The 17,553-nt window shown below is 42.8% G+C and carries 25 protein-coding genes; 6 read left to right on the top strand and 19 right to left on the bottom strand.

The window, feature by feature from the left end:
• Positions 1-153: 153 nt before the first annotated feature.
• The 4 genes from AAEZ00_RS16380 to AAEZ00_RS16395 all read right to left on the bottom strand — a co-directional run bounded on the left by AAEZ00_RS16380 (position 154) and on the right by AAEZ00_RS16395 (position 3,777).
• Positions 154-678, bottom strand: coding sequence for a TlpA family protein disulfide reductase (locus AAEZ00_RS16380; RefSeq protein ID WP_101033767.1), 525 nt, complete (start codon positions 676-678; stop codon positions 154-156).
• A gap of 75 nt (positions 679-753) precedes the next feature.
• Positions 754-1,236 (bottom strand): heme lyase NrfEFG subunit NrfF, encoded by a 483-nt coding sequence (gene nrfF / locus AAEZ00_RS16385; protein WP_124013997.1) that lies wholly within the window; start codon positions 1,234-1,236, stop codon positions 754-756.
• A complete protein-coding gene (locus AAEZ00_RS16390) occupies positions 1,236-1,790 on the bottom strand; it encodes a DsbE family thiol:disulfide interchange protein (RefSeq protein ID WP_124013996.1) in 555 nt (184 codons plus the stop codon). Before AAEZ00_RS16390 ends, nrfF begins: the two co-directional genes overlap by 1 nt.
• 16 nt (positions 1,791-1,806) lie before the next feature.
• Positions 1,807-3,777: a heme lyase CcmF/NrfE family subunit gene (locus AAEZ00_RS16395; RefSeq protein WP_124013995.1), complete on the bottom strand. Its 1,971-nt coding sequence runs from the start codon at positions 3,775-3,777 to the stop codon at positions 1,807-1,809.
• Positions 3,778-4,194: 417 nt separating this feature from the next.
• Here AAEZ00_RS16395 and ccmI point away from each other — a divergent pair, with 417 nt between their 5' ends.
• Entirely contained in the window at positions 4,195-5,451 is a 1,257-nt protein-coding gene (ccmI, locus tag AAEZ00_RS16400) for a c-type cytochrome biogenesis protein CcmI (protein ID WP_101033763.1), read from the top strand.
• 94 nt (positions 5,452-5,545) lie between these two features.
• Here ccmI and AAEZ00_RS16405 read toward each other — a convergent pair whose 3' ends face one another.
• Complete coding sequence (locus AAEZ00_RS16405) at positions 5,546-5,839, bottom strand: c-type cytochrome (RefSeq protein WP_101033762.1); 294 nt, start codon at positions 5,837-5,839, stop codon at positions 5,546-5,548.
• 323 nt (positions 5,840-6,162) lie between these two features.
• Here AAEZ00_RS16405 and ccmA point away from each other — a divergent pair, with 323 nt between their 5' ends.
• The 5 genes from ccmA to ccmE are packed head-to-tail and all read left to right on the top strand — an operon-like array spanning position 6,163 to position 8,936.
• Positions 6,163-6,813, top strand: coding sequence for a cytochrome c biogenesis heme-transporting ATPase CcmA (gene ccmA, locus AAEZ00_RS16410; protein WP_101033761.1), 651 nt, complete (start codon positions 6,163-6,165; stop codon positions 6,811-6,813).
• A 9-nt stretch (positions 6,814-6,822) separates the two neighbouring features.
• Positions 6,823-7,509, top strand: coding sequence for a heme exporter protein CcmB (gene ccmB, locus AAEZ00_RS16415; protein WP_101033760.1), 687 nt, complete (start codon positions 6,823-6,825; stop codon positions 7,507-7,509).
• Positions 7,509-8,255, top strand: a complete 747-nt coding sequence (locus AAEZ00_RS16420; RefSeq protein ID WP_101033759.1) for a heme ABC transporter permease — start codon at positions 7,509-7,511, stop codon at positions 8,253-8,255. Before ccmB ends, AAEZ00_RS16420 begins: the two co-directional genes overlap by 1 nt.
• Positions 8,255-8,467, top strand: a complete 213-nt coding sequence (gene ccmD, locus AAEZ00_RS16425; RefSeq protein ID WP_101033757.1) for a heme exporter protein CcmD — start codon at positions 8,255-8,257, stop codon at positions 8,465-8,467. Before AAEZ00_RS16420 ends, ccmD begins: the two co-directional genes overlap by 1 nt.
• The gene (gene ccmE / locus AAEZ00_RS16430; protein ID WP_124013994.1) at positions 8,451-8,936 is read left to right on the top strand and encodes a cytochrome c maturation protein CcmE; all 486 of its coding nucleotides are present in this window, start codon (positions 8,451-8,453) and stop codon (positions 8,934-8,936) included. The genes ccmD and ccmE overlap by 17 nt, the downstream gene beginning before the upstream one ends.
• A gap of 971 nt (positions 8,937-9,907) precedes the next feature.
• Here ccmE and AAEZ00_RS16435 read toward each other — a convergent pair.
• The 14 genes from AAEZ00_RS16435 to rpsH form a co-directional block, all read right to left on the bottom strand.
• The gene (locus AAEZ00_RS16435; protein ID WP_164839426.1) at positions 9,908-10,102 is read right to left on the bottom strand and encodes a hypothetical protein; all 195 of its coding nucleotides are present in this window, start codon (positions 10,100-10,102) and stop codon (positions 9,908-9,910) included.
• A 533-nt stretch (positions 10,103-10,635) separates the two neighbouring features.
• A complete protein-coding gene (rplQ, locus tag AAEZ00_RS16440) occupies positions 10,636-11,031 on the bottom strand; it encodes a 50S ribosomal protein L17 (protein WP_101033752.1) in 396 nt (131 codons plus the stop codon).
• 40 nt (positions 11,032-11,071) lie between these two features.
• On the bottom strand, positions 11,072-12,061 hold the full coding sequence (locus AAEZ00_RS16445; protein WP_101033750.1) for a DNA-directed RNA polymerase subunit alpha: 990 nt from the start codon (positions 12,059-12,061) through the stop codon (positions 11,072-11,074).
• Between the two features lie 24 nt (positions 12,062-12,085).
• On the bottom strand, positions 12,086-12,706 hold the full coding sequence (gene rpsD, locus AAEZ00_RS16450) for a 30S ribosomal protein S4 (RefSeq protein ID WP_101033748.1): 621 nt from the start codon (positions 12,704-12,706) through the stop codon (positions 12,086-12,088).
• Between the two features lie 32 nt (positions 12,707-12,738).
• Entirely contained in the window at positions 12,739-13,131 is a 393-nt protein-coding gene (rpsK, locus tag AAEZ00_RS16455) for a 30S ribosomal protein S11 (protein WP_011635661.1), read from the bottom strand.
• A 17-nt stretch (positions 13,132-13,148) separates the two neighbouring features.
• Entirely contained in the window at positions 13,149-13,505 is a 357-nt protein-coding gene (gene rpsM, locus AAEZ00_RS16460) for a 30S ribosomal protein S13 (protein ID WP_101033746.1), read from the bottom strand.
• A gap of 116 nt (positions 13,506-13,621) precedes the next feature.
• Positions 13,622-13,735 carry a 50S ribosomal protein L36 gene (gene rpmJ, locus AAEZ00_RS16465; protein ID WP_006083579.1) on the bottom strand — a complete coding sequence of 38 codons (114 nt, stop codon included), beginning with the start codon at positions 13,733-13,735 and terminating at the stop codon, positions 13,622-13,624.
• A 41-nt stretch (positions 13,736-13,776) separates the two neighbouring features.
• On the bottom strand, positions 13,777-15,099 hold the full coding sequence (secY, locus tag AAEZ00_RS16470) for a preprotein translocase subunit SecY (protein WP_101033744.1): 1,323 nt from the start codon (positions 15,097-15,099) through the stop codon (positions 13,777-13,779).
• 7 nt (positions 15,100-15,106) lie between these two features.
• Positions 15,107-15,541 (bottom strand): 50S ribosomal protein L15, encoded by a 435-nt coding sequence (gene rplO / locus AAEZ00_RS16475; protein ID WP_011635657.1) that lies wholly within the window; start codon positions 15,539-15,541, stop codon positions 15,107-15,109.
• The gene (rpmD, locus tag AAEZ00_RS16480) at positions 15,541-15,729 is read right to left on the bottom strand and encodes a 50S ribosomal protein L30 (protein WP_101033742.1); all 189 of its coding nucleotides are present in this window, start codon (positions 15,727-15,729) and stop codon (positions 15,541-15,543) included. Before rpmD ends, rplO begins: the two co-directional genes overlap by 1 nt.
• A gap of 6 nt (positions 15,730-15,735) precedes the next feature.
• Positions 15,736-16,239 carry a 30S ribosomal protein S5 gene (gene rpsE, locus AAEZ00_RS16485; RefSeq protein ID WP_011494651.1) on the bottom strand — a complete coding sequence of 168 codons (504 nt, stop codon included), beginning with the start codon at positions 16,237-16,239 and terminating at the stop codon, positions 15,736-15,738.
• Positions 16,240-16,251: 12 nt separating this feature from the next.
• Positions 16,252-16,602 (bottom strand): 50S ribosomal protein L18, encoded by a 351-nt coding sequence (rplR, locus tag AAEZ00_RS16490; RefSeq protein WP_101033740.1) that lies wholly within the window; start codon positions 16,600-16,602, stop codon positions 16,252-16,254.
• A gap of 10 nt (positions 16,603-16,612) precedes the next feature.
• Positions 16,613-17,146: a 50S ribosomal protein L6 gene (gene rplF, locus AAEZ00_RS16495; RefSeq protein WP_124013993.1), complete on the bottom strand. Its 534-nt coding sequence runs from the start codon at positions 17,144-17,146 to the stop codon at positions 16,613-16,615.
• Between the two features lie 10 nt (positions 17,147-17,156).
• Positions 17,157-17,549 (bottom strand): 30S ribosomal protein S8, encoded by a 393-nt coding sequence (gene rpsH / locus AAEZ00_RS16500; RefSeq protein WP_101033736.1) that lies wholly within the window; start codon positions 17,547-17,549, stop codon positions 17,157-17,159.
• Between the last annotated feature and the right edge of the window lie 4 nt (positions 17,550-17,553).

A 17,553-nucleotide genomic window follows, 5' to 3' on the forward strand; every position in this document is an offset into this window, starting at 1 on the left:
CGGTGACTGCTTTCGCTGTCTGCCGTGTCAGTGGATGCGCATTATAGGCAATACAAGATTTAGCGCAAGCCCTTTTTTAAGAAAAAAGGATCGCTTGGCGATCTTTTCACCAAAAGCGATCCTTTAAGATATTTTTTGAGCTTTATTGACTGTTTATTGTACTTTTACTGTGCTGTTGCGGAATTGGTTAAGGAAACTAATCACATTCTTATCATCCCAATCGACAAACGAGCGAACATAGGCCACCAGCTCACCTTGTTCATTTAAGATAAATGTCGCCGGTATTGTATCGAGTGGGAATACATCTCGTAACTGTTGTTGCGGATCAAAATATGAGTTGAATGTGGATAATTCAAGAGATTCCAAAAATGGCTGTACGACATTAACCGCTTCGGCATCAATAGAAATAGGTATTAGTGCAAAATGTTCTGCATCTAAGCTTTTATCTAATCGATTTAGCGCAGGGAGCTCTCTGACACAAGGTGGGCACCAAGTAGCCCAAACGTTAACCACAACCACTTTTCCCTTATAGTGTTCAAAATTAATTGGCTGACCAACGGGGTTGGTGAAGTCGACTAAAGCAATAGGGAATGGTTGCGGTAGGATATTAATCCGATCAAGTGTTGACTCAGTGGTTTGCTTAGCCGCAGCTTGCATGCCGGGGTATGCATTAGCCATACTTGCAATACCCAATATAAAGAAGCTCGTGAAGATATACGCAAACCACTGTTTCAAGGTTAATACTCCGATTGGTTACTTGGTTGTCTTATTAGGATTTAATATTGCATCTAACTCGGCTTGTTGCTCTGTCGACAAGGTTGTTGATTCTGTTGCTTGAATCCGTTGCTTGCGCACAAAGATAAAACCAATAAAGAGACCCAAAATAAGTAACCCAAATGGACCAAGCCATAGAATATATGTTTTCGAGTCTAGCTTAGGATTGTACAAAACAAAATCACCGTAGCGACTGGTCATAAAGTCGATAATTTCAGCTTCAGATTTACCGCTATCAACCATCTGATACACTTCTAGACGCAAATCTTGTGCAACAGGTGAGTTTGAATCGACTAAATTTTGATTCTGACATTGTGGACAACGCAATTGATGCGCGAGTGACAATGCCCTTTGTTGATTTTCAGCTGACTTAAACTCATAGGTATCGACTGGTGTAGCCATTACCGTCAAAGTAAAAAGTAAACTAGTACAAACCATCATTATTTTAAATACGAATTTCATTACGATGCTCCATCAACTTTTGCTTCAGCTTGTAATTGCTGGATCATCGGATACAAGGTTTGTGTCCATACTGTTTGATCTATTGGTCCTGCATAACGATAACGAATAATACCGTTATGATCGACAATAAATGTTTCTGGTGCGCCATAAACCCCAAGGTCGAGCCCTAGGCGACCATCTTTATCAAAGAGGTTAGCTGTGTAAGGGTCACCTAGAGTGGTTAACTCTTTAATTGCTAATGCTCGCTCGTCACGATAGTTGATACCATATATAGGTAACAAATTACGTTTAGATAACATCAACAAATAAGGATGCTCATATTTACATGCGGGACACCAAGTCGCCCAAAAGTTTAACATCGACACTTTTGCAGGAAGATCTTTCTCAGTTAAGACTTCACTAGGCACTTCTAAGCGCTCAAGTTGGAAAGCCGGAACAGGCTTTCCTTCTAATGCTGAATCGAGCACTTTAGGATTGAGAAATAATCCTTTGTATAAAAACGCGCCCATACCCAAGAATATGACTAAGGGTATAAACAGTACAAACTTCTTCATAGTGTCTCCGAGTTAATTACACTGTCGCTAATTTTGCTTTTACTACATCTTCTGAAGCAACTTGCTTCACACGATAACGCTTATCTGATGCAGCAAGGAAGCCACCAATCATCATAAAGATTGAGCCAAACCATATCCAACGTACAAAGGGTTTATAATTAAGACGTACAGCAAACTCAGTTAAACTAATGGGGTCGCCCATAGTGACATATAAGTCGCGGAATAATCCCCAATCAATACCTGCTTCAGTCATATCCATAGTACGAACAGTGTATTGACGACGATCAGGCTTTAACAAAGAGACAAATTCATCATCTTTATAAATCTCAATCTGACCTTGTTTGGCAGTATAATTAGGGCCGACGACATTTTTAGTTTCTAAGTACTTGAATGTATAACCTGCCAGCTCTTGGCTAATACCTGGTCCCATGCGAACACTTTTTTCAATCGAGTAATTAGAGACAATTGTTGCCCCCATTACTGAAACCGCAATACCAAAGTGGGCAAAGAGCATCCCTAACTGGCTACGACCTATTTGATTGAGACTGATACCGCCTTCTTTATTGCTTACCATATTATAAGCAGCGCGAAGAGTGGCTAGCATGATCCACGCGGTAGCACCCACACCACACATTACCCAAGCATTAAATTCACCGCCAGCAACAAATGGAGCTGCAACACCCACAACTAACGCGATAATAGCTGGAACAAGTAACTGTCTTTTGATTTCACCGGCTTTAGATTTCTTCCAACGAATAATTGGACCTATACCCATAAAACAAAATAGCACTAGTACGATAGGTACAAACACAGCATTGAAATACGGAGGGCCAACTGAAATTTTGCCCATACCTAATGCATCAATCAGTAAAGGATATAGTGTACCCAGTAGAACAGTACCCGCTGCAACAGTAAGTAATACGTTACAGATTAGCAGCATGGTTTCTTTCGATTTAAGCTCAAATCGTGCTGGACTGCTCATTTCACTGGCTCGGAAAGCAAACAGAGTTAACGAACCGCCGATGGCAAGGCCTAACAGCAGCAAGATGAACAAACCACGACTTGGATCTGCTGCAAAAGAATGTACTGACGTTAATACGCCCGAACGAACAATAAAGGTGCCGAGTAAACTTAATGAGAACGCAAAGATAGCTAGCAATACAGTCCAGTTACGGAATGCACCACGTTTTTCTGTCACGATTAATGAGTGCACTAACGCAGTACCCACTAACCAAGGCATAAATGACGCATTTTCAACCGGGTCCCAAAACCACCAGCCGCCCCAACCTAATTCGTAATAAGCCCACCAAGAACCTAATGAGATCCCACCGGTTAAAAATATCCAAGCCGCTAAAGTCCAAGGACGACTCCAACGAGCCCATGCGGAGTCAAGTCTGCCACTCATAAGTGCTGCTATGGCAAAAGCAAAACATACTGAGAAACCCACGTAACCCAAATACAGCATAGGTGGATGGAAGATTAATCCAACATCTTGCAGCATCGGATTTAAGTCTCTCCCTTCTAAAGGAATAGGAAATAACCGTTCAAATGGACTTGATGTCAGTACCATGAATAAGGTGAAACCAACAACAATCATCGCTAAGACTGACAATACTCTGGCGGTAAAGACTTCTTCTAACCCTTTACTGAATAGTGCCACAGAGGTAGACCATACAGATAATGCAAAGACCCAGAATAATAGTGATCCTTCATGACCACCCCAAACTGCCGCAATCTTAAAGAAAATAGGTAATTGTGAGTTGGAATGATGTGCGACATAAGCCACCGAAAAATCATCAACCGCAAAACTGTACCCTAGGATAACGACCGATAGAGTGATGAAAAAAAACATTCCGTATGTCAATGGCCAAGCATAACGAACGAGATACTGGTCTTTACATGCGGAACCATATAACGGCACGCTAGCTAACAGTATGGCAAAAGCCAAACCGAGAATGAGCGAGAAATGTCCAATTTCTGGAATCATGGGTATTCCTTAGTCTAAAAAAATAAGCGGATCTGAAACAAACAAATCACTACAGTACCAATTAATGCGATGAACTAATATACGCACATTAGCTTAAACGAATTTTAACGCATTTTAGAACTTGCGATGACTTCTGTCTGCCATTTTCGTGCAAAATTGGGTCACTAGTCTCATTATGAACATCGATTGAGATAAATCGAAAAGTTTCCACAACCAGTCTGACAGGATTACCTTAACAAAGTTTCACCATGAGTTAGCCAAACAATTCAATCTGTGAACCAGTACGCAACTATCAGGATTTGGATTCATATCTTCCTTATATTACTATTCAATTAATAATCTTTACGTATAATCAAGATTCCAAGCACTGCGGTAATTGCCGCTTTCTCTGTTAACCTAAAAGTGAATATTGAAACAATGACCACATTTTGGATATTTATTGCGCTTGTCGTACTCATCGGCCTAATCATGATTTGGGTTCCACATTTTCGCCAGAAAAAGCTGTTACAAGCTGAAGAATCTGGTGTTCGTAGACAAACTAACCTTGAACTTTTTGCTGAACGTTTAGCTATTCTTGAAAAAGAATTGAAAGACGATCTTTTAGATCAAGTCGAATTCGAAGCATTAAAGAAAGAACTAGAGATAAATCTACTTCAGGATATGAAACAAAAGGGTGACGACTCCCTTGATGTCGAAATTAAATCAAAAACTGCTTTGTGGCCTGCTTTTATGACCATTTGTTTGTTGGCTGTTTCAGGTTACTTTTATCAACAACTTGGTGCTTACAACGAATTAGCCAACCCTCCTTCGCAAGCCAGCAATCCTCATCAGGGTATGGATCCGGCGCAAATTATGTCGCAACGGGTACAGATAATGGAAGCAAAAGTGCAAGCTCAGCCAGACGACAGTCAAGCTTGGTTTAGCCTTGGGCATGCTTATATCTCTGCCAATCAATATGATAAAGCCGTTGCTGCATTTGATAAAGTGATGGAGTTAGTGGGCACGCAAGCTGAACTCCTTGGCCCTAAAGCGACAGCGCTATACTACAAAGCTAATCAACAAATGTCACCGGCAATTCAAGCGATAATTGATCAATCTTTAGCGTTAGATCCACAAGATCCCTCCACGCTGCTTCTCGTTGGTATGGATGCTTTCTTTACCGCAAACTACAATAAAGCCATCAATTCGTGGCAAATGATCTTAGACAGTGATCGTAATGATGTTGATAGAACAGCATTAATGAATGCGATTGAGTCTGCTAACATGCGCCTTGGTGAAAACCCAGACTCAATGCCTAGTGATGCCAATCACAAATCAGATATCACTAGCAACGCCAAAACGGTGGCGATTGAAATATCCATTTCGCCAGAACTAGCGGATAAAGTGGCTGATACAGATACTGTGTTTATTTTCGCACGAGCAACCCAAGGCCTTAAAGTACCGCTAGCCGCAACTAAAATCAGCGCAAGCAGTTTACCCACAACAATTACACTAGATGACAGTACTTCTATGGGTGGCGATGTCACACTCAGTTCAGTACAAGAAGTCGAAATCATTGCGGTATTGTCAAAGAATGGCAGTGTTAAGCCACAGTCGGGTGACTTAAAGGGCACAATTAAAGCAATAAAAGTGGGTGGTAATGCTGCACTAACACTGGATACCTTAGTACAGTAACCCTGTTTAGTCTTAGTGATGTTATACGCTAACATGACTAAGATTGACCCATAAAAAAACCGGCTATTAGCCGGTTTTTTGATCTAGTCGAAAGCTACTTAGACATAAACTCAATTGCTTTTTTGTAATCGTCATCGGTACAGTCAGTACACATACCACCTGGTGGCATAGCGTTTAAACCTGACTTAACCGAACCCACTAAGGCATCTAAACCTTTCGCTAGGCGTGGTTCCCATGCCGCAGTATCATGAGCTTTAGGCGCACCAGCCACGCCCATGCTGTGACAGACTTGACACGCTTTATTATAAATAGCTTCACCTTCTTGAGCAAATACATTTGCAGACAAAGTTAATGCAGCTACTGCAGTCATTGCTAACAATTTTTTCATGTTCATCGTTCCTAATTGCAAATATATAAAGCTTAACGCTGCCCTTTGATTTAGAAGGCAGACTCATTTTGGCAACATAAGATTACTACAAATAGCAAAAAAACTCATCTTTTTGTGATAACAATCTCAGCTTAGTCCCTAAATCAAGACAATCAGTGCAGTTAAGGTAATATATTAGCAATCATTAAAAAAGTTCAAACTATATATTATTTTTTGGAACCATATCAAATTGCTAGCACTTAATCGGTGACAAAGCTAAACCGGTAAAAGTGTTTGTGTTAATATCTTTTCGAATTCATCCTCAAGCAAAACAAGAGGGATAAGTGACTATATCAAACCAACCAAAAGTACTATTAAGTGCCAACGAATTGACCTGTATTCGCGAAGAACGCATTTTATTTGATGAACTTAGTTTTAACATCAATGCGGGTGATATTGTCCAAGTTGAAGGCCCAAATGGTGCTGGTAAAACTAGCCTACTACGTATTATTGCAGGCTTATCTCGCCCCTATGCTGGTGAGGTTGAATATTTAGGTGAAGACATTAATCGATGTAGAGACGAGTTTAATCTCGACTTGTTATATCTTGGGCATTTGGCGGGTGTAAAAAGTGAGCTCACTGCAGAAGAAAATCTTAACTTCAATTTAAGAATCAGTGGCTATGATGATTTCGACACTAACGTTATTTTGGCGAAGGTCAATTTAACCGGTTTTGAAGAAGCTCTGGCAGGTCATTTATCTGCAGGACAACACCGTCGAACCGCATTAGCACGTTTACAGCATAGCAACTGTAAAATCTGGATCCTCGATGAACCTTTTACTGCAATTGATAAAAAAGGCGTTGAAGAATTGGAACAACTTTTCATACAACATGCTAAATCGGGAGGATGTGTCATATTAACCACCCACCAAGATATGAGCATTATTCGTGATGACATGTTACGTAAAGTCACGCTCGACTATCGCTTTATATAAGGTATTGGGATGAAACGAGGAATTAGTTACACCGCATCATTCATGACGTTTTTGCAACGAGATTTAAGAATTGCTATCCGACATCGCGGTGATATTTTTAACCCACTATTATTTTTTATATTAGTGGTCACTCTTTTTCCTCTAGGAATTGGGCCTGAACCTCAGGTCCTAACAAGAGTAGCACCTGGCATTATATGGGTCGCGGCCTTACTCGCCTCTATGTTGTCATTAGAGCGATTATTTAAAGCCGATTACAACGATGGTAGCCTTGAGCAGATGTTGTTGAGTCCACAGCCATTACCATTATTAGTATTATCAAAAGTACTGGCTCATTGGATACTAACAGGTGTGCCATTAATCTTAGTTGCCCCTTTGTTAGCCGTTCTATTGCATTTAGAGAGTAATAGTTACGGTGCATTAATGGCGACGTTAGCGCTAGGAACCCCGGTGTTATCTTTACTAGGTGCGATAGGTGTAGCACTAACCGTTGGGCTTCGAAAAGGAGGCGTGTTACTGAGCTTACTCATTCTACCTTTATATATTCCTGTACTTATCTTTGCCACTAGCGCAATTGATGCCGCAGGACTCAACCTTACTTATGATGGCCAACTGGCGATACTAGCCGCTATGTTGGTCGGTTCTTTAATCTTGGCTCCTTTTGCAATTGGTGCCTCTTTACGTGTGAGTACAAACTAATGTGGAAATGGCTTCATACCTTCGCTGATCCTGAACGAGCATATAAATTGTCAGGCACACTACTGCCGTGGTTTACCACATTCGCGATTTTACTTATTGGAACTGGGAGCATTTGGGGATTATTGTTTGCACCAACAGATTACCAACAAGGCGATAGTTATCGTATTATTTTCATCCATGTGCCTGCCGCATCGATGTCAATGAGCGCTTATTTGGCAATGGCAACCGCTTCCTTTATAGGTTTAGTATGGCAAATTAAATCTGCCGATTGGGCCGCGGCAGCAATAGCACCTATTGGTGCGGTTATCACATTCATAGCATTACTTACCGGAGCCGCATGGGGCAAACCAATGTGGGGCGCTTGGTGGGTATGGGATGCGCGTCTGACCTCTGAATTAGTCTTACTCTTTTTATACTTAGGTATTATTTCGCTGTATGCTTCTTTTGAAGATAAGGTGCTCGCGGCTAGAGCCTCTGGTATTTTGGCCATTGTCGGTGTGATTAACATTCCGATTATTAAATACTCTGTCGACTGGTGGAGCAGCTTACATCAACCGTCTACAATTAAAATAACTGAAAAATCAACCATGTCGACAGATATGCTATACCCACTATTGATCAATATAGTTGGTTTTGGAGTAATGATAGGTGCAATTACCTTAGTCCGTTATAGAACCGAAATCCTCGCTCGAAATGGCATGCGCCCTTGGGTAAGAGATTTAGCAACTGCAGAGGAGGCAAAATAATGCAATTTGATTCATTGAAAGATTTCATTAATATGGGTGGCTATGGATTCTATGTATGGTTGTCTTACGGTGTAACAATCGGCTCTTTAGGAACCTTGATCATCCTCAGCGTGCGAAAAAAACGCACAGTCCTAATTGAAATAGCTAAAAAAATAACGCGTGAACAACGCCTGAAAGAAACAAGAGGTAATAATCGTGAATCCAAGACGTAAAAAGAGATTAACCCTTGCAGTAGCGTTAATAGCCGGTGTTGCAGCTGTTGCTTCGTTATTGTTATACGCACTAAATTCTAATTTGAATTTATTCTATACACCGTATGAAATCACCCACGGGAAAAACGATACGGGTGTAATGCCAGAAGTAGGACAACGGATCCGAGTCGGTGGCATGGTCACAATAGGGTCGATGAAACGTGATCCAAAAAGTTTACATGTTGAATTTGCAGTGCATGATTCAGCGGGTGGGACAGTGTTCGTCACTTATGATGATTTACTTCCAGACCTATTTAGAGAAGGCCAAGGGATCGTTGCCCAAGGTATTCTAGTAGCGTCTGGAAAACTAGAAGCGACTGAAGTCCTCGCCAAGCACGATGAAAACTATATGCCGCCTGAAGTCGCTGAAGCGATGGGACAAAAGCATGAAAAGCCTAGCTATAGTGAAGAGGCTATGGGCAATAAGTAAATAAACACAACATTCAATCAAGCCTCTTCGGAGGCTTTTTTTATACCCAGTAAAACTAATTTACCGTCTGCAGGCATTGGATGCTATTCGGGTAAACCAATGACGCTATCTGGATTCAGACTACTTTAATCATTAACTCAGTATAAGGTCTAGAGTTAAAGGCATATAAATCCACACTAGAAACTTAACGATAACTCATTGAGCCGGCGATGAAAATCAAAGGCACGTCATGATGAGCAGGCACTGAACCTACTGCTCAGCGAACACAAGATCGCTACTTATTAAGCGTTTTGAAAACTACCCTCACCTAGATTAACGAGCCAGATAAATAGACTGTAGAGGCCTCTATGAGGCAAGGATAGCGGCTCTAAGCTGTGTTCAATGTAATCGAACGGTGTTAACCCATTCCTGATGCCATTTCTATTATGTTGGACAAAATAACACTCGCCTCTACACCACTATGGTTGAGGTTAACCCATCAGTATTAACGGCCAATCACAAACTGCTTTGCTACGCGTTGTCAACGATTGTTGTCGCTATTAAAACCACTATTCTCTATGTCACCGGCTAGGCTTTGGCCATAAAGCAGGTTGTAGTGTATGTCTTGGCCAAGGGCGTTTTTTGGCACTTGCTCCGCTGATGTATCGAGCCAGTGTTTAAATTGCCTCCTGAAGAACTTGAATGAGCCACTTAAAAAAATGATCAGTCTTTTTGACTTAGTGCAGATATTTGCATTTCAATACAATTCCGCTTGGCTATCATGCTCAGTGCCATATCCGCCTTGTTGACGCTGCAAGTTTTGTTTTTCCTGTGCAACTTTCATGTTTCTTTGAATTTATATCTTGGATAGACCCCACAAGTCTATTGCTTGCCTGTTAGAAGGCCGCGTAGCAATCGATCGGTAAATAACCCTAACGGGTTTGCTCCATGGCAAGAAAAGCGCTCTCGCACGTGTCCTTGAGGCTACCTTGTTAATAGTCGTACAGCACAAAGTTGTTTAAACCTTGATAACGAGGCTCATCCACGCCAGAGCAATTCACCCACAGATACGATTCGTTAATCACTTTGAGCGTCGCTTCATCAGCGTGAGGTTCACTTTTAGTTAATAGAGGTTGGTACCGTAAATCATCTAAGGAGTTAACAGGACGGCGGACTTTATCATCCAATCTGCGATTAACGCTTAAGCTGTACCTCTGGCTTGTATAGGGCTAATAGATACTGCTGATATAAGAAATAGTGCTGGTGATGAGCGAATTAATAGCTTGGGGTTATAATACTTTCACAAAAAAGGCTGACTGACAACGAATAGGGGAAGCCCACAAACCCGTTTGATGCTGCATGCAGATAGTCTATTGAAAAGCATGGGGCGTCACCTCTGTCGACATGATCACTGTTATTTATCAAACGCTGCGACGTTTTAAGCTTAGTTGCTTTACAGAAATAAAAGGTGCTGAACTGAGATTATGTTAATGACAAAAACCAGTAATCGTTAAAGCGCTGGCTGCATTTATTGGGAGGCAGCTCATTCTTCATGAGAACATTTAGCCATATTAACTCTTGATGTAATAGTTAGCCGTTAAGATAAAGGAGCAATAAGCGGTACTGAAGAGGTACTTGCCCGAACGCTTATAATATGACCGATGCAGGAAAAAAATAAAAAAAACCGAGCCTAAGCTCGGTTTTTTCGGTGAGTAACTAATTACTCAGCAGCTTCTACTTCAACAGCTTCAGCAGCTTCAGGACGACCTACTAACTCGATGTAAGCCATTGGGGCTTTATCACCGGTACGTAGACCGCACTTTAGAATACGAGTGTAGCCACCAGGACGTTCCTGGAAGCGTGGACCCAATTCAGTAAATAACTTACCTACAACTTCAGCGTCGCGGGTACGAGCAAAAACTAAACGGCGATTTGCAACGCTGTCAATTTTAGCAAGTGTTATTAGAGGTTCAACAACGCGACGCAGTTCTTTCGCTTTAGCTACAGTTGTCTTGATAATCTCATGACGAACTATTGAACAAGCCATGTTACGAAACATAGCTTGACGATGACTGCTGTTGCGGTTTAGTTGACGACCACTCTTACGATGGCGCATGACCTAATCCTTATAACCTAAATCTGTACTAACCTGAGACTTATAGGTCGTCAGCTAAACTAGCCGGTGGCCAGTTTTCTAGACGCATACCTAACGACAGTCCGCGAGACGCTAAAACATCCTTAATTTCGGTAAGAGATTTCTTACCTAAGTTAGGGGTCTTAAGCAACTCAACTTCAGTGCGTTGTACCAGATCTCCGATGTAATGAATCGCTTCGGCTTTTAAACAGTTAGCCGAACGTACAGTTAGCTCTAAATCGTCGACAGGACGCAGCAAAATCGGATCGAACTCCGGTTTCTCTTCTACAACAGCCTGCTCAGTCACATCACGTAATTCAACAAACGCATCTAGCTGTTCAGCTAAGATGGTTGCGGAACGACGAATGGCTTCCTCAGGATCAATAGTACCGTTAGTGGTCATATCAATCACAAGTTTGTCTAAGTCAGTACGTTGTTCTACACGAGCAGCTTCAACATTATATGCAATGCGAGCTACAGGCGAGAATGAAGCATCAATCAATAAGCGACCGATTGGGCGATCATCGTCTTCAGTCTGTGCACGAGCCGAAGCAGGCACATAACCACGACCACGCTCAACGCGGATACGCATGCTGATATCATTGTTACCAGTCAAGTGACAGATAACATGATCAGGATTCACGATGGTAACATCACCATCATGCGTGATATCTGCTGCTGTAACAGGGCCTGTGCCGGACTTGCTTAATGTAAGCAAAGCCTCGTCTTTACCCTCGATGGTCACTGCTAATCCCTTAAGATTAAGCAATATCTCAAGGATATCTTCTTGCACGCCTTCCTTACTGCTGTATTCATGCAGTACGCCGTCAATTTCGACTTCAGTAACTGCACAGCCAGGCATAGACGACAATAGGATTCGACGCAACGCGTTACCTAAGGTATGGCCAAAACCACGTTCTAGTGGCTCTAGTGTAACTTTGGCGCGAGTTGAATTAACCTGCTCAATATCAACGAGACGCGGTTTAAGAAATTCTGTAACAGAACCCTGCATTGTGTCCTCTCTTGTTTGTTAGCCTTACTTAGAGTAAAGCTCGACGATCAGCTGTTCGTTAATATCCGCAGACAAATCGCTACGTTCTGGAATACGCTTAAAAGCACCTTCCATTTTCGCATTGTCGACTTCTACCCATGTAGGCTTTTCACGTTGAGAAGCCACTTCTAAAGCCGCTTTGATACGAGCTTGAGTACGTGACTTTTCACGGATGCTTACAACATCATTCGCAGACACTTTGAATGACGGAATATTAACAACACGACCGTTAACCATAACAGATTTATGGCTTACTAGCTGACGTGATTCTGCACGCGTAGAACCGAAACCCATACGATAAACAACGTTATCTAGGCGGACTTCTAAGAGTTGCAATAGGTTTTCACCTGTATTGCCTTTTAAACGTGCAGCTTCTTTGTAGTAGTTACGGAATTGCTTTTCTAGCACTCCGAAAATACGACGAACTTTTTGTTTCTCGCGTAGCTGAATACCATACTCAGACAAACGTGGCTTACGTGCGCCATGTTGTCCAGGTGCAGTTTCTAGCTTACACTTCGATTCGATTGCTCTCACACCGCTTTTTAGGAAAAGGTCTGTACCTTCTCTGCGGCTGAGCTTGAGCTTGGGACCCAAGTATCTTGCCATGATCTTTCTCCAACTATCCTATATACGCAGTGTTATACACGACGTTTTTTAGGTGGACGACAGCCATTATGAGGGATAGGCGTCACATCGGTAATGTTGGTAATTTTATAACCAACAGCGTTCAGCGCACGAATGGCTGATTCACGACCTGGACCTGGACCCTTCACGAAAACTTCAAGGTTTTTAACGCCGTAGTCTTGAGCAGCAATACCTGCACGCTCAGCAGCAACCTGTGCAGCGAATGGTGTTGATTTACGTGAACCACGAAAACCAGAACCACCTGAGGTAGCCCATGACAACGCATTACCTTGACGATCTGTAATGGTGACAATTGTGTTGTTGAAAGACGCATGGATATGAGCCATGCCATCTGCAACCTGTTTACGTACGCGCTTACGCGGAGAACGTGACGGAACTTTAGCCATTTTGGTTTACCTTCCCGTTACTTTCTGATTGGCTTACGTGGACCTTTACGCGTACGCGCATTGGTCTTAGTACGTTGCCCACGAAGGGGCAGGCTACGACGATGGCGGAGACCACGATAACAACCAAGATCCATAAGACGCTTGATGTTCATTGAAATCTCACGACGCAAGTCACCTTCTACTGAATATTTGGCGACTGCTTCGCGTAGGATATCTATCTGAGCTTCGCTCAATTCCTTGATCTTAGCATCTTCGGCGATTGAAGTAGATGCGCAGATTGCTCTAGCGCGTGTACGTCCAATACCAAAGATAGCAGTCAACGCAATGACTGCATGCTTTTGATCAGGAATGTTAATGCCAGCGATACGGGCCACTATGCACTCCTTAAGTTAAAGGTCATCTGCGAAAAGCCCGAAAGGATACTCGACAGACGACAGATTTGCAAACAATATTTTGGTCAGCCCATTATTGGGCTGACCAAACTTCTTTCTTAGCCTTGACGCTGTTTGTGTTTTGGTTCAACACAGATAACGCGAACAACGCCACTACGCTTGACGATCTTGCAATTACGGCAGATCTTCTTCACGGAAGCTCGAACTTTCATTTCATCACTCCGTAAAAGCAATCTTGTTTTCCAAAGCGATCTTATTTCGCTTTGTTAACGAGATTAGCTTTCTTCATCACAGACTCATACTGATGAGACATCATATGGGTCTGAACCTGAGCCATGAAGTCCATGGTCACGACGACTATAATTAGTAGTGAAGTACCGCCAAAATAGAACTGTACTTTCCACGCAATTAACATGAACTCCGGAATTAAGCAGATAAAGGTAATATACAACGCACCCGCTAAGGTTAAACGTGTCATTACTTTATCAATGTAACGCGAAGTCTGTTCTCCGGGACGGATCCCAGGAATGAATGCACCACTCTTTTTCAAGTTATCTGCTGTTTCACGAGGGTTAAAAACCAACGCAGTATAGAAGAAACAGAAAAAGATAATTGCTGACGCGTACAATAATGAATACAGCGGTTGTCCTGGTGACACAGCTAAAGCGAAATCGCTTAACCATGACATAGACTCATTTTGACCAAACCACTGAGCCAGTGTGCCTGGGAACAAAATAATGCTGGAAGCAAAGATTGGTGGAATCACACCTGCCATATTAATTTTTAAAGGTAAATGGGTGCTTTGCGCTGCAAAAACCTTACGGCCTTGTTGGCGCTTAGCGTAGTTAACGACGATACGACGTTGACCACGTTCCACAAATACCACTAAATAAGTTACAGCAAATACAATAACAGCGAGCAACAGTAGTACTAAAACATTCATGTCACCTTGACGCGCCTGCTCGGCTGTTGAGCCGATGGCCGATGGTAGACCAGCAACAATACCTGCGAAAATTAAAATCGAGATACCATTACCAATACCACGTTCGGTAATTTGCTCACCTAGCCACATAAGGAACATAGTTCCTGTCACTAGACTCACAACTGCAACAAAGTAAAAACCAATTCCGGGATTGGCCACAAGGCCAGGCATCAGATTTGGTAAACCCGTTGCAATACCGACAGATTGCAGCGTACCCAGCATAAGTGTGCCATATCGAGTATATTGACTGATTTTTTTACGTCCTGATTCGCCTTCTTTTTTTAATTCAGCGAGTGCAGGATGCACAACAGTCAATAACTGCATTATGATAGATGCCGAAATATACGGCATGATACCCAATGCGAAGATAGAAGCACGCTCTAAAGCACCACCCGAGAACATGTTGAACATGCCAAGGATGGTATCTTTTTGCTGAGCAAATAGCTCTGCCAATACAGCGGCGTCAATACCAGGAATTGGCACAAACGAACCGGCTCTAAAGACGATAATTGCGCCAATCACGAACAGAAGACGAGTTTTCAGTTCAGACAAACCGCCTTTCGCGCTTTTTGAATCAAGTCCTGGTTTTGCCATCGATGTATTATTCCTCGATCTTGCCACCGGCAGCTTCAATAGCTGCACGAGCACCTTTAGTTACCTTCAGACCTTTTACAGTCACAGGGCGGTCAATGGTACCTGAAAGAACGATTTTCGCAAACTGGATATTGCGAGTAATAACATTCGCATCTTTCAGTGCATTCAAATCGACAACATCACCGTTAACTTTTGCTAGTTCGAGTAAACGAACTTCAGCTGTTACCAAAGCGCGACGCGAGGTAAAGCCAAATTTAGGTAGGCGGATCTTAAGTGGCATTTGACCACCTTCGAAACCGACGCGAACGCCGCCGCCTGAACGAGACTTCTGACCTTTATGGCCACGTCCCGCTGTTTTACCTAAACCTGAACCGATACCACGGCCTACACGCTTAGGAGCAGATTTAGAACCTGCTGCTGGAGATAGAGTATTTAGACGCATTATCTTAATTCCTCCACCGAAACCATGTAGTACACCTTGTTAATCATACCGCGAACTGAAGGTGTATCTTCAATTTCGACAGTGTGACCAATGCGGCGTAGGCCTAAACCGGTTAAGGTTGCACGGTGTTTTGGTAAACGACCAATGCTGCTTTTAGTCTGTGTGACTTTTAAAGTTTTAGTAGCCATGGTGCATTACCCCCGAATTTCATCAACATTCAGGCCACGTTTTGCTGCGATTTGAGCTGGTGACTTCATGTGCACCAACGCATCGACAGTTGCGCGAACGATGTTGATCGGGTTAGTAGAACCGTATGCTTTTGACAGAACGTTATGAACGCCTGCTACTTCCAATACGGCACGCATTGCGCCTCCGGCAATAATACCGGTACCCTGTGATGCTGGTTGCATATAAACTTTAGAACCAGTATGGCGACCTTTAACTGGGTGATGCAAAGTACCTGCATTCAACTCCACGGTTACCATATTTCGACGGGCTTTTTCCATTGCTTTTTGAATAGCAGCTGGAACTTCTCGCGCTTTACCATAGCCATAGCCGATCTTACCATTACCATCACCCACAACTGTTAGTGCAGTGAAGCTAAAGATACGACCGCCTTTAACTACTTTAGAAACACGATTAACTGCAATTAATTTCTCTTGCAGATCGTCTTTTTGCTGAGCTTCTAATTTAGCCATTTTTATAACCCCTTAGAACTTCAGGCCAGCTTCACGAGCGGCATCTGCTAACGCAGCGACACGACCATGATACTTGAAACCAGAACGGTCGAACGCAACTATTGCTACGCCCTTCTCGATCGCACGCTCAGCAACAATTTTACCTACTGCTTTAGCTGCATCCACGTTACCGGTACTCTTTAGTAGTTCTTTAACCGCTTTTTCAACGGTTGAAGCAACTGCCAACACCTGAGCTTCAGGATTGATTACCTGAGCATAAATGTGACGTGGTGTACGATGTACAACCAGACGATTCACGCCCAGCTCTTGGATCTTCTTACGTGCACGAGTAGCGCGACGTAAGCGAGATGTTTTCTTATCCATATCGCGTTACCTACTTCTTCTTAGCCTCTTTACGGCGTACTACTTCGTCGTCATAGCGAACACCTTTGCCCTTATAAGGCTCTGGTGGACGATATCCGCGAATTTCAGCAGCAACCTGACCAATTAACTGTTTATCAACGCCCGAAAGCACGATTTCAGTTTGGCTAGGACACTCTGCAGTAACGCCTGCGGGCAGTTTGTGTACTAATGGATGTGAAAAACCTAAAGTTAAATCTAAGTCACTACCAGCAATCTTTGCACGGTAACCTACACCAACTAATTTAAGTTTTTTCACAAAACCTTGAGATACACCAACAACCATATTGTTTACCAATGCACGTGCAGTACCAGCCTGTGCCCAAGCGTTAGCAACGCCTTCGACAGGAAGGAACTTAACTTGTGCATCGTCGATAACAACATTTACCGCATTGTTGATTACTCGAGTCAGACTTCCTTTACTGCCTTTCACAGTTAAGGTCTGTTCGTTTAAAGTCACCTCTACGCCAGCAGGAACAGTGACTGGTGCTTTTGCAACACGAGACATTTCTAGCTCCTTACGCTACGTAGCAGATAACCTCGCCACCCGAGCCATTTTGGCGGGCGGCGCGATCAGTCATCAAGCCTTTAGAAGTGGACACAATTGCGATACCCAGACCGCCCATCACCTTTGGTAGCTCGTCTTTACCTTTGTAAATACGAAGACCAGGGCGACTTACACGCTGGATAGTCTCAACGACTGGTTTGCCTTGAAAGTACTTTAAGGTAATTTCTAATTCAGGCTTAGCTTCATCTGCTACGGCGTATTCAGTAATGAAACCTTCATCTTTAAGTAATTTCGCAATTGCTACTTTTAACTTAGCTGAAGGCATCTTTACAGATACGTGGTTAGCAGCTTGGCCGTTACGAATACGGGTTAACATATCCGCAATAGGATCTTGCATGCTCATATTA

The organism is Shewanella sp. S1-49-MNA-CIBAN-0167, from assembly GCF_040310145.1.
GTDB classification, from domain to species: Bacteria; Pseudomonadota; Gammaproteobacteria; order Enterobacterales; family Shewanellaceae; genus Shewanella; species Shewanella psychromarinicola.

Bases quoted from the DNA above. Each gene is read 5' to 3' on its own strand.
- rpsK (WP_011635661.1), bottom strand. From the start codon at position 13,131: ATGGCTAAAGTTCCGTCACGTTCTCCGCGTAAGCGCGTACGTAAACAG.
- ccmD (WP_101033757.1), top strand. From the start codon at position 8,255: ATGCAATTTGATTCATTGAAAGATTTCATTAATATGGGTGGCTATGGA.
- rpsH (WP_101033736.1), bottom strand. From the start codon at position 17,549: ATGAGCATGCAAGATCCTATTGCGGATATGTTAACCCGTATTCGTAAC.
- AAEZ00_RS16395 (WP_124013995.1), bottom strand. From the start codon at position 3,777: ATGATTCCAGAAATTGGACATTTCTCGCTCATTCTCGGTTTGGCTTTT.
- rplO (WP_011635657.1), bottom strand. From the start codon at position 15,541: ATGCGTCTAAATACTCTATCTCCAGCAGCAGGTTCTAAATCTGCTCCT.
- ccmB (WP_101033760.1), top strand. From the start codon at position 6,823: ATGAAACGAGGAATTAGTTACACCGCATCATTCATGACGTTTTTGCAA.
- AAEZ00_RS16405 (WP_101033762.1), bottom strand. From the start codon at position 5,839: ATGAAAAAATTGTTAGCAATGACTGCAGTAGCTGCATTAACTTTGTCT.
- secY (WP_101033744.1), bottom strand. From the start codon at position 15,099: ATGGCAAAACCAGGACTTGATTCAAAAAGCGCGAAAGGCGGTTTGTCT.
- rplF (WP_124013993.1), bottom strand. From the start codon at position 17,146: ATGTCTCGTGTTGCAAAAGCACCAGTCACTGTTCCTGCTGGCGTAGAG.
- AAEZ00_RS16380 (WP_101033767.1), bottom strand. From the start codon at position 678: ATGGCTAATGCATACCCCGGCATGCAAGCTGCGGCTAAGCAAACCACT.
- rpmD (WP_101033742.1), bottom strand. From the start codon at position 15,729: ATGGCTACTAAAACTTTAAAAGTCACACAGACTAAAAGCAGCATTGGT.
- AAEZ00_RS16390 (WP_124013996.1), bottom strand. From the start codon at position 1,790: ATGAAGAAGTTTGTACTGTTTATACCCTTAGTCATATTCTTGGGTATG.
- rpsE (WP_011494651.1), bottom strand. From the start codon at position 16,239: ATGGCTAAATTAGAAGCTCAGCAAAAAGACGATCTGCAAGAGAAATTA.
- rplQ (WP_101033752.1), bottom strand. From the start codon at position 11,031: ATGCGCCATCGTAAGAGTGGTCGTCAACTAAACCGCAACAGCAGTCAT.
- AAEZ00_RS16420 (WP_101033759.1), top strand. From the start codon at position 7,509: ATGTGGAAATGGCTTCATACCTTCGCTGATCCTGAACGAGCATATAAA.
- nrfF (WP_124013997.1), bottom strand. From the start codon at position 1,236: ATGAAATTCGTATTTAAAATAATGATGGTTTGTACTAGTTTACTTTTT.
- ccmI (WP_101033763.1), top strand. From the start codon at position 4,195: ATGACCACATTTTGGATATTTATTGCGCTTGTCGTACTCATCGGCCTA.
- AAEZ00_RS16445 (WP_101033750.1), bottom strand. From the start codon at position 12,061: ATGCAGGGTTCTGTTACAGAATTTCTTAAACCGCGTCTCGTTGATATT.
- rplR (WP_101033740.1), bottom strand. From the start codon at position 16,602: ATGGATAAGAAAACATCTCGCTTACGTCGCGCTACTCGTGCACGTAAG.
- rpmJ (WP_006083579.1), bottom strand. From the start codon at position 13,735: ATGAAAGTTCGAGCTTCCGTGAAGAAGATCTGCCGTAATTGCAAGATC.
- rpsD (WP_101033748.1), bottom strand. From the start codon at position 12,706: ATGGCAAGATACTTGGGTCCCAAGCTCAAGCTCAGCCGCAGAGAAGGT.